Raw genomic sequence first — 12,318 nt, 5'->3', positions numbered from 1 at the left:
GCGTGAGTCATCTCAGGGTGCTGATGTAATGCCATTTTGACCTCGCTATTCTATGCTGATGGGGGGGACGGTGTTAACACTCGGAATGGTCGCTACTATACACGCCCGTGATGCGTCAGACTCCGCCCCAGAACACAATGGACCCGATGGACATAAAGGTCCACCAGGTCCACCAGGTCCACCAGGTCCACCAGGTCCACCAGGTTCACCAGGTCCACCAGGTCCACCAGGTCCACCAGGTCCACCAGGTCCACCAGGTCCACCAGGTCCACCAGGTCCACCAGGTCCACCAGGTCCACCAGGTCCACCAGGTCCACCAGGTCCACCAGGTCCACCAGGTCCACCAGGTCCACCAGGTCCACCAGGTCCACCAGGTCCACCAGGTCCACCAGGTCCACCAGGTCCACCAGGTCCACCAGGTCCACCAGGTCCACCAGGTCCACCAGGTCCACCAGGTCCACCAGGTCCACCAGGTCCACCAGGTCCACCAGGTCCACCAGGTCCACCAAGTCCACCAAGTCCACCAGGTCCACCAGGTCCACCAGGTCCACCTGGGATCCTGACACATTTTTCAAAAGCGTCACGCAAAACGCCGCGCGTGTGCTATCTTTACCCGATTTCGCTGTAGCGAAACATCGTTATTTCGCTATATAGAAACAAATAACCAACGTATGGAGGCGTGTAAGATGTTTGGGATACCTGACGTGTGGGTTTTGCTGGCGTTTGTGTTGTCGTTAGGCAGTTCGGTGTTATGTGTTGCGTGGGGAGTGATGCGTTGGAACGAGGTGGATCCGGTTGAGGAGCCGCCGGAGGAGCTTCAGCAGTGGCGCCGCGAAGAGAATTTGGTCAAGGACGAGCTGTAAATAGGTGGAGGGAACCAGCATGTTTTCGATTTGGATGACGTTATCGGTTGTTGTCTATCTTTTGGCAATTGGTTATTTGGGCTATTGCGGGTACAAGTCGACGGCTGGGGCGACGGACTTTTTGTTAGCTGGTCGACGAACGCATCCGTATGTCATGGCGATGTCGTACGGGGCGACCTTTATCAGCACGTCGGCCATTGTCGGTTTTGGGGGAGCGGCTGGTGTTTTTGGGATGGGGCTGTTGTGGCTGACGGTGCTGAATATTTTCTGTGGAATTTTTTTAGCGTTTGTGTTTTTTGGTGGGCGGACGCGTCGCATGGGTTTGCGTTTGGACGCGCATACATTTCCTGAGCTTTTGGGGCGGCGTTTCCAGTCGCGTTTTATTCAGGGTGGCGCGGCGGTATTGATTTTTGTGTTCATGCCGTTGTACGCGTCGGCGGTGTTGATTGGCGCGGCGAAGTATTTGTCGCAGCAATTGCACATCCCGTATGAGGTGGCGCTGTTTATTTTTTCGGCTCTGATCACGCTTTATGTGGTCATGGGCGGTATGAAGGGCGTGATGTACAGCGATGCTTTGCAGGGCACGATCATGCTGATAGGGATGACCGTGTTGATAGTTCTGACCTACTGGCACATGGGCGGGGTGTCGGAGGCCCACGCCAAATTGACGGCCATGGCTGACATGGTGCCGGTGAAGTTGCAGCAGGGCGGGCATCGGGGGTGGACGGCTATGCCGGCCTTCGGGTCGCCGTTATGGTGGACGCTGGTGAGTACGATCGTCATGGGTGTCGGCATTGGCGTGCTGGCCCAACCGCAGTTGGCCGTGCGCTACATGACCGTCAAAGGTCAGCGTGAACTAAACCGGGCAGTCGCGGTTGGCGGCGTGTTCATTCTGATGATGACGGGCGTGGCCTTTGTGGTCGGCGCGCTGACCAACGTCTATTTTCAGGAAACCATGGGCAAGATCGCCATTGCGGCCGCCGGTGGCGATGTGGAGGCGATTATTCCCATGTACGTCAAGGGGCGTATGCCGGAGTGGTTTTCCGTTTTATTCATGCTGACCTTGCTATCGGCTGCCATGAGCACCATCAGCAGTCAAATTCATGCCATGGGCACCTCTGCCGGGCGGGATTTTTATGAGCAGGCGCTAGGGCACGGAGCCAAGAAGGGCGGTCGCGGCGGCGCCATGGCCTCGCGCGTTGGCGTGGTGGTCGGCGTCCTCGTCAGCGTCTATTTGGGCTACTACCTGGAAAAAACCATGGGCAAGGCCGGCGTGGAGATTGTCGCCCGGGGCACGTCCATTTTCTTCGGGCTGTGCGCCTGTGCTTTTCTGCCCATGTATGTCGGTGGGCTGTGGACGCGTAGCATCACCAAGGCGGCGGCCATTGCCGGCATGCTCAGCGGCGCTTTGGCCAGCTTCCTGTGGATGCTGCTGATTCACGATACCACGGCGAAGGCCCTGCTGTTCTGTAAGGCGGTGTTCGGGCGGACGTCGCTGGCGGTGGGTGAGGGCGGCCCGCTGAGCTTCGGGCCCTTCGTTTGGGCCTATGTCGATCCGCTCATCATCGGTCTGCCACTGGCGATTGTGGTGACCGTCGTGGTGTCGCTATTCACGAAAAAGCTAGACGAGAGCCATCTTGAGCTTTGCATGGGCGTACGCCCGCCTCGCCGCTGAAGTCTATTGCGCCAGCGTGCCATCACCTTGTCGCCCGCGCCGCTTTCTATGGGCAGCGCGGGTTGACAATTGCCAAAGCGGGTACACTTTGGAGTGCGGCCGGCGGATGTGTTGTCCGCGGTGAGACTGAACAGCGGCGCAACCAGGAGCACGGCATGTACCTGATCACGGATTTCGGCGCGTTGGCAGATGGGCGGACGGTTAACACGGCAGCCATCCAGGCGGCAGTCGACGCTTGCACCGCCGCAGGCGGAGGAACGGTAATGGTGCCGCCGGGGACCTTCGTCACCGGCACGATCTGGCTGCGCGATCACGTGGAATTGCATCTGGAAAAGGGCGCGATTCTTCTCGGCAGCCCCAATCTGGACGACTACAATGCCGATGACGCCTTTGTGCAGAACATGCGCTCTGAGCGGGAACAGTGGAATGGCGCGCATCTTATCCTGGCCGTCGAGGTGACGGATGTCGCCCTGACCGGCAGCGGCTGCATCGACGGCAATGGCCCCGTCTTCTTCGAGACCGAAGCACCGCCCTATCCACCGCGCTTTGGCTGGAGCCAGGGCATTCGCCACGCGCGGGACAAAGAGCGCCTGCGCCCCGGCCAAATGCTTCTTTTTTGCGAGTGCAGCGATGTCCGCGTTAGCGGCCTGACCCTGCGCAATGCCTGCTGCTGGACCTGCCTGTTCTATGGTTGCGAAGACGTCGTGGCCACGGGCCTGCGCATCGACAACCCGCCGGACGCCGCCAATACCGATGGCATCGATATCGACTGCTGCCGGCAGGTCGTGGTCAGCGACTGCCTGATCCGTACCGGCGACGACGCCATCACCCTGCGCGCCAACCCGCAACGACTCAAGGACAAGACGCGCACCTGCGAAGACGTGGCCATCAGCAACTGCGTGCTGGATACCTCGATCTGCGCCTTCCGCATCGGTGTCGGCACGGGCGTCATCCGCCATACCGCCATCGCCAACATCGTCGTGCGCCGGGCGTCAACCGCGTTTCTGCTGCAGTCGGCGTATCTGCCGCCCTCGACGGGCGTGGCGATTTCCGACCTGGCAATCAGCAATATCCAGCTGCACAGCGTGGCCTTTCCCCTGAAGATTGTCTCTGGCGCGCCGTCGGCGACGGCGCTGATTGAGAATATCCGCGTGAATGGCTTGTACGGCAGCTGCTATGGCAACTGTGAGATCAGTGGCAGCGCCCTCACTCGCCCGCGCCGCATCAACATCAGCAGCGTCGATTTGACGGTCGGGCCCTGTGTGCTGGACCCCGCCCCCGCAGCCTACCCGGATACCTTTCTGCGCGTCAGCCACGCCGACGCGGTCACGCTTGACCATGTCCGCATCGCTTGGCGCGACCAGCACCCGGCCTGGCGGCGGAGCCGCGCCGTCGAAGACGCCACCGTGGTTATTGCTGACACCTGCGATCTGCCCGAACCGACCTGAGGCAGCGACGTGCGTGATGAAGGTGTGTTTGCAGGGCCCTTAATTCCATGCCACGAACAAGCAAAGCGAGGCGTAATCACATGGCGACTAGGCAAAAAAAGAAGTCTGTTCAAGTGCCAACGAAGGCAATCCTATTCAAGGTGCAGCTGTGCCGGATCAAGCCGACCATCTGGCGCCGGGTGGTTCTTCTTGATGATATGTCTCTTGGCAGATTGCATTGGGTCATCCAAGTCGCCATGGGCTGGCAATTTGAACACCCGCATAGCTTTCTTATTGACGATACGCGCTACGAAGAAAAGGGATTCGGCTACAGTGAGGCCGAAGATGAGAGCGACGTGACCCTGGCCGAGGTCATCACAAGCGAAAAACAAAAGTTCTTGTACACCTACGACTTTGGCGATGACTGGGAACACAAAATCGTCGCGGAAAAATTTCTGCCGTTGCTTCCTTCCAACAAGTACCCCGTCTGCGTCGGTGGTGCGCGGGCCTGTCCGCCTGAGGACTGCGGCGGCCCTTACGGCTATTTGGATTTTCTTGAAGCGCAGACCACAAAGACCCCCACTGAGGCGCAACTGGTGTTCCGCGAATGGCACAATGGCAAGTTCGACCCGGAACACTTCGATATGGACGCAGTCAACAAGCGTCTGCACGGTTAAGCGAGGCCCAGCCCCAACCAGGGACGATGTGGAAAAGTGGCTGCATTTACTGGGGAACAACGTGTTATGAATATCGAGATTATCACCGGCGACATCACGACCCTACAGGTTGACGCCATTGTTAATGCCGCTAATTGCGGCCTGCTTGGCGGTGGCGGCGTGGACGGCGCTATCCATCGCGCTGCCGGCGGGGCGCTGCTGGCAGAGTGCCGGGCCATGGTGGCAGGCTTGCCAGACCACCGGGGCGAAACGGGCCAGGCCTATCTGACTGGCGCCGGAAATCTGCCCTGCAAATAAGTGATTCACACCCCAGGACCAGTCTATCAGGACGGCGAACACGGCGAAGCGGCCTTGCTCGCAAACAGCTATGCCAACAGCCTGCAGCGGGCCGAAGAGAAGCAGTGCCAGGCCATCGCTTTTCCCTGCATTTCTACCGGCGTCTATGGCTATCCCAAGGAGGCCGCCGCCGAGATTGCCCTGGCCACCGTGAAGACATTTCCCGCGCGATCCGTCAAGAAGGTCATCTTCTGCTGCTTCAGTAGCGCAAATGCCGATATCTACAACCGTCTGGTCGCCCTGCAAAAGTAAAATCGACGCTCGCGGCTGCCGCCCGCCTAGCGCGTTACGCACACAGCCGCGCGCGTAGCGCTTGGAGATTGTCACCGGCTGCAGAGGCTTGGTCGGCAGCGGACCCAAAGTTGCAGCGACTGCCAGCCGCTGATCGCGTAATGCTTTTCTGGCCGCTGCTTTTTTGGCCTCGCTGCAGTGTCGGTGCCTGCTGTCGCTAGTCGGCAGGCGGGGCGGGGCAGTAGAGCGCGAAAAGCATTCTGATTGCTTCGCTATGCTGGGAATTGACGGCGGCCTTGTGGATTAGCGTTTGCCGAAAGTCGCCATAGCTGTCTATGATCATACCGGGATTCTCCGTTTGTGGAGAGTCGGCGGGGGTGTTTTTTATGTACCTGAGGTTAGCGCGGGCGATGTCGTCGTTCGGGTCCAGGTCCAAGGCTGTTTGGAATTCCCGTATGGCGTCGTCCTTGCGCCTCATATGGATATAGCAGACGCCGAGATTGTTGTGGAGTTGCACTGTATGGGGTTCTTCTGCCAACATTTTTTGGAAGCCATTGGCAGCCCGTCGCGGATCACTGATGATCATATTCTCGTAGCCGATTAATGTCCGCCTGCGGATCATGGTAGCCGCAAGCGAAAAAAGCGGGCCGCTACGGGCGTATATGTCCGCCATGTCACGCAGCTGTTCTTTGGCTTTGATGTGGAGGTGATGCGTTGGTGGCATCAGATTCATCGCGATGTGGCAGGCATCGTAAGCAAAGCTTGAATATCCATCCGCCAGCAATGAGCAGGAGAGGTTGTACCAAGCATGGGCAAAAAACGGAAACATCATGATGGCGCTCAGATAATATTCCGATGCCTCCTCGTTTTCGTCATTAGTGGAACAGATAACTCCCAGTGCGTAGAGATAGTAGGGAGACGTGTCATCGGCGTACTGTTCCAGGGCTTCCAGCGCTTTCTCCGTGTCGCCCGTATCAGCGAGCTCCTCAAGGACATCGGCAATGTCATCCTCGTGGGTGGTGTTGATGATGAAAGGGTGTTTGTCGGTCGTGCGGTAGCGATCTACGGCCAGGCGCATGGCGGCGACGTAGTGCTCGCAGTCGCCGCAGGGAGCACCGCGCCGGCTGACGCAGCATTCGGGGCATATGCTTTTCCCGCCTAAGGCAGGGCAAGCACGCTTGCCTTTGCGCTTTTCACATACTGAACAATGTCCCGTCTGCATAGTCATACCTTTCTTCGTTTGGCAGAAACTGCTCAGGCCGAACCTGCCCATGTATTGCGGGGCGCACTGCTAGGCAAGTGGAGATGGGGGAGCGAGCCATTGGCGTAATTTAGCGCTTCCGCGGGACAATAAGAAGCGGGCGCTGACACAAGACAGCGCTTTGGAGTAACGCCTCACTCACTGACACTAGCGGTTCCCGCAGCAGGCAGCTGGTTTGAAGCGGACCCCAAGTCAAGGACATGGACGGGGTGGCCCGGAGTGACCCACGGTGGAAACGGGGGAAATGTTTCAAACACTCTTTCCCCAGATTCCAGGAAATAAAAAAGCCACAACTCGTTAAAGTTGAGGCTTTTAAGATGGTCGGGACGGAGAGATTCGAACTCTCGACCTTTTGACCCCCAGTCAAACGCGCTAAACCAGGCTGCGCTACGTCCCGAAGATAGATTGGGAAAGGCGGGAAATACATTACATGCGCCCAGCCGGGTTGCAAGTTGCGAGGTGGGAAAAAGTGGAAAAAATGAGTAATCGGTCAGCCATTGATACCAGCCAGTCCTGGGCCTTTTGTTTTCAGCGCCCAAGGCGCGGCCTAAGAAAGCCCAGGGCGACGCACAGCATTCGGCGTCGCTTGCCCCGGGCCATCATAGATCGCGATTACAGCGCTGCTGCCGCTCTGCGGCCTGGGATGCCGGGCGCGCGCGTGGACGCTTGCTGACCTCATGCGCCGGCGCCGGCTAAAAGCCCGCACCACACCGCGATATGGGCGTGTGGTGTGGTGCCGGCGGCGGTGGCGGGGATTTTTGTCTTTGGGTGGTTGTTAACAGTGCGGGAGTGATTACAGTGTGTGCTTTATTATGGCGCGGGCGTACCGACGTGGTGCGTTTGGGTGCCAGGTCGACAACTCAGCATGGAGATGTCCGAATGGATAAGGTCAAAGTCGGATTTATTGGCTGTGGTGGCATTGCGCAGTATCATTTTGGTCATTTTGAGAAGATGCGTGACAAGGCGCAGATTGTTGCCGCCTGCGATTTACAGGAAGAGCGGGCGAAGGCGACGGCCGATCGTTTTCAGGCCAAGGCTTATTTGGACTACAAGCAGATGTTGTCGAAGGAGAAGCTCGACGCCTTGTTTGTCTGTGTTCAGCCGGGTGCTCATGACGGCATGGAGATGCTGGCGATTGAGAAGAGCATTCCCATGTTTGTGCAGAAGCCGATGACGCTGGACATGGCCTATGCTAAGAAGGTGCTGGCGGGGCTGAAGAAGAAGAAGCTGCCGAGTGCGGTGGGGCTGCAGTGCCGGTATTGCGATAGTCTGCTGGTAGCTAAGCGCTGGGCGGACACGCATGACATCGGCGTGATCAGCGGTCATCGTCTGGGCGGCATGCCGAAAGTGTGGTGGTGGCGGGTCATGGAGCAGTCCGGCGGCCAGGCCGTGGAGCAGACCATTCATGATTTCGATCTGCTGCGCTATATCTTCGGCGAAGTGACGAGCGTCCGCTCGGTGCGTCGGCGCGGGCTGATGACCGACGTCGAGAACTACAATGTTGACGACGCGTCGTCAACGGTGTTGACCTTCAAGAGCGGTGCGATCGGCACGTTCAGCACGGGCTGTTTCGGTCCCGGTGCGCACGACATGAACGCCTATGCGGCCGACAGCCGTCTGCTCTACACGATCTTCGGCAACTACAAGATCACCGAGCCGAATCGGACCATCGAGGGCAAGGCCAGCAATGACTATGGCCAGGAATGTACCGAGACCTTCATTGACGTGGTCCGCGGCGCGTTGCCGGCCGACGAGGTGCTTTCGCCCTACGCCGACGCCATGAAGACGCTGGCGCTGGTCTTTGCTATCAACAAGTCGATGGACAATGATGGCGCGCCGGTGACGCCGTCGATCTAAAAGCCGTCCGAAATGCATAGGTAGGTTTTGCGAGGGGGAGGGAAGGAGCATTGCTCCTTCCCTCCCCCTCGCGCTCCCCCACCTATGCATTTTTGGCTCAGTGCCTTGCGGCTGTCGTTTAACGCGGACGGATCGGGATGGGGCGGACAAGGGCGGACACATAGGTCCGCCCCTACGCGGTCTGATCGGACTGAGCTTACCGCTGGCCGTTGTGGGGCACGCGGATGTTCTATGGAATGTGGCGCCCTCCGGGCGCAATTCTATTTTGTTGCCATACCCTGGGTTGCGGCGCCCTTCGGGCACCTCACCCAGGGTTATGCATGGTGCGGCCCTCCGGGCCGAATCTGGTGGGCCGGGTGATCGACTGTAATTTATCGCGGACGGATCCGACTAGGGCGGACACATAGGTCCGCCCCTACGCGGACTGATCTTCTTTCTGGTTATCGCGGACAGATCGGACGGATCCGACGGATCGGACGGATCCGATTTCTGATCGGTCTGATCGGTCTGATCGGTCTGATCGGTCTGATCGGTCTGATCGGTCTGATCGGTCTGATCAGGGTTTGAAGAGTTGGCGGAATTCGTCGATACTGACGGCGGCGCCATAGGGTGACAATTCGAAGACCTCGGCGTTTTTGACGTTATTGCCGGCGGCGCCGTAGGTTTCAACGAGGGTTTGGCGGGCGAGATCGGCGGCGGCTTTGAAGCGGATTCCCCACTGGTCGATAATCCACTGGCGTTGTTCGGCGGTGGACATGTTATTTTGGTTGAAGTCTTTGAAGCCCTTGTCCCAAGGCAGCCATTCGAAGAATTGCGATTGGTGGCATTGGAGCATGGCCAGTTTGGTATCCATGACCGAATCGATTTCGACGGCGGCGTCGGGGCGGAGAGGCCGTGGGTCAACGAAGCGGTCGTAGCTGTAGGCGAAGACGGGGTTTTTGGCGACGATGGGCGTGTCGGCGCAATAGAGTGGCACTTTCACGAGGTATGCTGCGTCCATGACGAGCTGGCCGGTGTTGCGGTGGTCGGCGTGGTAATCGCAGGAGCGATGTGAGATGACCACGTCGGGCTGGAAGCGGCGGATGATGCGGATGAAGGTCTCGCGATTGGACAGGTTGCATTCCAGACGGCAATCGGGAATAGGCAGGACTTCGTACTCGACGAGGCCGGCGATTTTTGCCGATGCCTGGGCTTCCAGGAAGCGCCGTTTGGCCAGGTCGGGCGAGGACATTGACTGGTGGCCGCAATCGCCGTTGCAGGCCGAGACGAATTTGACGGCGTGGCCGGCGCGGGCGAGTTTGATGGCGGTTCCACCGAAGAGCAGGTCGGAGTCGTCGGGATGCGCGCCAAAGAAGAGGAAGCGGCGTTGGCTGGGCATGGCTGGTCCTTTGCGATTGTGGTTGGGGGACTTAGCAGGTGGCTGCCGTAATGGCCGGTGCAGAGAATAGTGTGCCGGTTGTAGCCTTGGCGCTGTGCGCACTCAGGCATTGCTGACGTGCAGGAGATTGAGGATGGCGATGGCGGTCATCGCCTCGACCACGGGAATAGCGCGAGGGATGATGCATGGGTCGTGCCGTCCGCGCAGATTGAGGGTGGTATCGACATGCTGCTGGAGATCGACGCTGTGTTGTTCGCGGGCGATGGACGGCGTCGGCTTGAAGGCGGCGCGGAAGAGCAGGGGCATGCCGGTGCTGATACCGCCGAGGCTGCCGCCGGCGTGATTCGTGCGGGATTTGACCTGGTCGCCGTCGTAGAAGTACGCGTCGTTGTTCTGGCTGCCGCGGAGGGTGGCGACGTCGAAGCCGGCGCCAAAATCCAGGCCCTTGCAGGCGGGGATGGCGAAGATCATGGGCGCCAGGGCGGATTCGATGCCGCCGAAGATGCCCTCGCCCGCGATGCCTGGGGGCAGGCCGGTGCAGGCGCATTCGATGATGCCGCCAATGCTGTCGAGCTGTTCGTGGGCGACGGCGATTTCCTGTCGCATGGCGTTCTGCGCCTGCGGGTCGATGGTGGCGAAATAGCGGCTACTGAGGTCCTGCATGAGCGCGGCGTCGATGGCGCAGCGCGGGAAGGGCTGGTCTTTGGCCTGGCCGATTTGCAGCGCGTGGGCCGCGATGGCGATGTCCTTGCGGGCGAGAATCTGTCGGCAGACGGCGCCGGCGAAGACCACCGGAGCCGTGAGGCGGCCGGAGAAATGCCCGCCGCCGCGATGGTCGCTGGCGCCGTGGTGTTTGACGAAAGCCGGATAGTCGGCGTGGCCGGGGCGGGGCACGGTCATTTTCTCGCCGTAGTCTTGCGAGCGGGTGTTGGTGTTGTGGATGGCCATGGCCAGTGGCGCGCCAGTGGTGACAAAGGCATCGTCGCCTTGTGGAATGCTGCCGGCGAGCAGTTGCGGCGTATCGGCCTCGCGGCGCGGCGTGGCGGTAGGGTCTTGGCCGGGAGCGCGGCGGGCCATTTGGCTAAGGACTGCGGGCCAGCTAATGACTTCGCCGGCGGGCAGGCCGGCGATGACCACGCCGATAGCCTGGCCATGGCTTTCGCCGAAGATGGACACATTGATGGCGTCACCCCAGGTTGACATTGGCAGATCCTCCGATGCTCCGGAAATGCGCAAAGAAATCCGGGTAGCTCTTGTTGATGCTTTGTGGGTGGCTGATGGCGACGGGGCTGTCGGCGCGGAGTGCGGCGATCGCGCTGGCCATGACGATGCGGTGGTCGTTGGCGCCGTCGACGTTGCCGCCGTGCAGGCGCTCGACACCGTCGATGATGAGGCCGTCGGCGCTTTCGCTGATCGTGGCGCCGAGAGCGCCGAGGGCTTTCTGCATGGCGGCGAGGCGGTCGCTTTCCTTGGCGCGGAGTCGTTCGGCGTTGAAGATGCGGGTCTGGCCTGGGCAGAGGGCGGCGGCGGCGGCGAGGGCTGGGACGAGATCGGGTATTTGTGCCGCGTCGATGGCGATGCCGCGTGCCTGATTGCAGCGGGCGTGGAGGGCGCCGGCGGCGTCCCAGGTGATCGTGGCGCCGAATTGGCGGAAGAGGTCTTCGGCGGCGCGGTCGCCCTGTTTGGAGTCGCGTTTCAGGCCGGTGATGCTGATGTCGCTGCCGATAGTGGCGGCGGCGAGGAAGAATGCGGCCTGGCTCCAGTCGCCTTCGACGCTGTAATTTCGCGCCTGGTAGCGCTGTTTGCCGGGAATAGCCCAGCCATTGGCGGTGGCGTCGATGCGGATGCCGGCATCGGCGAGGACGGCGATGGTGAGGTCAACGTAGCCGGCGCTCTGCAGATCTGAGCTGAGGACGATGACGCTGTCGCCGTTCAGCATGGGCAAGGCGAAGAGCAGGCCGGTGATGAATTGACTGGAGATGTTGCCAGGGAGGACGTAGGTGCCGGGCTGGAGTTGGCCGCTGATGCTGAGGGGAAGGCCGCGGTCGCTGCTGAAGGCCACTCCGTGCTGGGCGAGGCAATGGAGGTATTCGGCCATGGGGCGCTCGGCCAAGCGGCCACGGCCAGTGAAAGTGGCATTGCGGCCGAGGGCGGCGGCGATGGGGATGAGAAAACGCAGGGTGCTGCCGCTTTCGGCGCAGTCGACGAGTGTAGTCGCTGCGGCTGCGGCGGTGGCAGTGGCGTTGTCGTGCAGCCCGCGAACGACCAGGGCGTCGCCGTCGGTGCGGATATTGGCGCCGAGTGCGGCCATGGCGTTGCTGGTGGCGATGATATCGTCGGAGGCGGCGATGGGGGTGATGCGGCAGGGGCCGTTGCTGAGGGCTGCGGCGATGATGGCGCGGTGCGCGGCGCTTTTACTGGGCGGTATGGCGACTTTGCCGCAAAGGCGGCCGGGGGAGATAATGACGTGTGGGGTGGGGCTCATGGAAAGATGGCCTCTGAAACAATGTTGTGACGGCGGTCAGTTCGGGCTTGCCGTAGGTGGCGGCGTGCCTGGCTGGCGATAGGAGCGCCCCGGAAGTGCATTCGCGCGGGGGCGCCTCTTGGAAATTG

Annotated in this window: 10 protein-coding genes, 1 tRNA gene and 1 pseudogene; 6 read left to right on the top strand and 6 right to left on the bottom strand. The window is 60.4% G+C overall.

What is annotated here, in order from left to right:
• Positions 1–95: 95 nt before the first annotated feature.
• Positions 96–584, bottom strand: coding sequence for a hypothetical protein (locus J3R75_RS04720; RefSeq protein WP_307260202.1), 489 nt, complete (start codon positions 582–584; stop codon positions 96–98).
• A 102-nt stretch (positions 585–686) separates the two neighbouring features.
• Between J3R75_RS04720 and J3R75_RS04715 the strand changes: the two genes are divergently transcribed.
• From J3R75_RS04715 to J3R75_RS04695, 5 genes and pseudogenes are all read left to right on the top strand, one after another.
• Positions 687–863: a symporter small accessory protein gene (locus tag J3R75_RS04715; protein ID WP_307260201.1), complete on the top strand. Its 177-nt coding sequence runs from the start codon at positions 687–689 to the stop codon at positions 861–863.
• Between the two features lie 19 nt (positions 864–882).
• Positions 883–2,538 (top strand): sodium:solute symporter family protein, encoded by a 1,656-nt coding sequence (locus J3R75_RS04710; protein WP_307260200.1) that lies wholly within the window; start codon positions 883–885, stop codon positions 2,536–2,538.
• A 155-nt stretch (positions 2,539–2,693) separates the two neighbouring features.
• Entirely contained in the window at positions 2,694–3,986 is a 1,293-nt protein-coding gene (locus J3R75_RS04705; RefSeq protein WP_307260198.1) for a glycoside hydrolase family 28 protein, read from the top strand.
• A gap of 80 nt (positions 3,987–4,066) precedes the next feature.
• Entirely contained in the window at positions 4,067–4,642 is a 576-nt protein-coding gene (locus tag J3R75_RS04700; RefSeq protein ID WP_307260197.1) for a plasmid pRiA4b ORF-3 family protein, read from the top strand.
• Positions 4,643–4,708: 66 nt separating this feature from the next.
• Positions 4,709–5,230: pseudogene (locus J3R75_RS04695) on the top strand (O-acetyl-ADP-ribose deacetylase).
• A 196-nt stretch (positions 5,231–5,426) separates the two neighbouring features.
• Here J3R75_RS04695 and J3R75_RS04690 read toward each other — a convergent pair.
• Complete coding sequence (locus J3R75_RS04690) at positions 5,427–6,437, bottom strand: tetratricopeptide repeat protein (protein ID WP_307260196.1); 1,011 nt, start codon at positions 6,435–6,437, stop codon at positions 5,427–5,429.
• Between the two features lie 351 nt (positions 6,438–6,788).
• Positions 6,789–6,867: transfer RNA gene (locus tag J3R75_RS04685), tRNA-Pro, on the bottom strand.
• Between the two features lie 482 nt (positions 6,868–7,349).
• Between J3R75_RS04685 and J3R75_RS04680 the strand changes: the two genes are divergently transcribed.
• Positions 7,350–8,327 (top strand): Gfo/Idh/MocA family protein, encoded by a 978-nt coding sequence (locus tag J3R75_RS04680; protein ID WP_307260195.1) that lies wholly within the window; start codon positions 7,350–7,352, stop codon positions 8,325–8,327.
• Between the two features lie 556 nt (positions 8,328–8,883).
• Here J3R75_RS04680 and J3R75_RS04675 read toward each other — a convergent pair.
• The 3 genes from J3R75_RS04675 to aroA all read right to left on the bottom strand — a co-directional run bounded on the left by J3R75_RS04675 (position 8,884) and on the right by aroA (position 12,190).
• Positions 8,884–9,705 carry a PIG-L deacetylase family protein gene (locus J3R75_RS04675; protein ID WP_307260194.1) on the bottom strand — a complete coding sequence of 274 codons (822 nt, stop codon included), beginning with the start codon at positions 9,703–9,705 and terminating at the stop codon, positions 8,884–8,886.
• Between the two features lie 102 nt (positions 9,706–9,807).
• Positions 9,808–10,908: a chorismate synthase gene (gene aroC / locus J3R75_RS04670; RefSeq protein ID WP_307260193.1), complete on the bottom strand. Its 1,101-nt coding sequence runs from the start codon at positions 10,906–10,908 to the stop codon at positions 9,808–9,810.
• Entirely contained in the window at positions 10,892–12,190 is a 1,299-nt protein-coding gene (gene aroA, locus J3R75_RS04665) for a 3-phosphoshikimate 1-carboxyvinyltransferase (RefSeq protein WP_307260192.1), read from the bottom strand. The genes aroC and aroA overlap by 17 nt, the downstream gene beginning before the upstream one ends.
• Positions 12,191–12,318: the final 128 nt, after the last annotated feature.

This window comes from Oligosphaera ethanolica, from assembly GCF_030814695.1.
GTDB lineage: Bacteria > Verrucomicrobiota > Lentisphaeria > Oligosphaerales > Oligosphaeraceae > Oligosphaera > Oligosphaera ethanolica.
This window is presented reverse-complemented; position numbering and strand designations above follow the sequence as displayed.

Bases quoted from the DNA above. Each gene is read 5' to 3' on its own strand.
- J3R75_RS04715 (WP_307260201.1), top strand. From the start codon at position 687: ATGTTTGGGATACCTGACGTGTGGGTTTTGCTGGCGTTTGTGTTGTCG.
- J3R75_RS04710 (WP_307260200.1), top strand. From the start codon at position 883: ATGTTTTCGATTTGGATGACGTTATCGGTTGTTGTCTATCTTTTGGCA.
- J3R75_RS04705 (WP_307260198.1), top strand. From the start codon at position 2,694: ATGTACCTGATCACGGATTTCGGCGCGTTGGCAGATGGGCGGACGGTT.
- J3R75_RS04700 (WP_307260197.1), top strand. From the start codon at position 4,067: ATGGCGACTAGGCAAAAAAAGAAGTCTGTTCAAGTGCCAACGAAGGCA.
- J3R75_RS04690 (WP_307260196.1), bottom strand. From the start codon at position 6,437: ATGACTATGCAGACGGGACATTGTTCAGTATGTGAAAAGCGCAAAGGC.
- J3R75_RS04680 (WP_307260195.1), top strand. From the start codon at position 7,350: ATGGATAAGGTCAAAGTCGGATTTATTGGCTGTGGTGGCATTGCGCAG.
- J3R75_RS04675 (WP_307260194.1), bottom strand. From the start codon at position 9,705: ATGCCCAGCCAACGCCGCTTCCTCTTCTTTGGCGCGCATCCCGACGAC.
- aroC (WP_307260193.1), bottom strand. From the start codon at position 10,908: ATGTCAACCTGGGGTGACGCCATCAATGTGTCCATCTTCGGCGAAAGC.
- aroA (WP_307260192.1), bottom strand. From the start codon at position 12,190: ATGAGCCCCACCCCACACGTCATTATCTCCCCCGGCCGCCTTTGCGGC.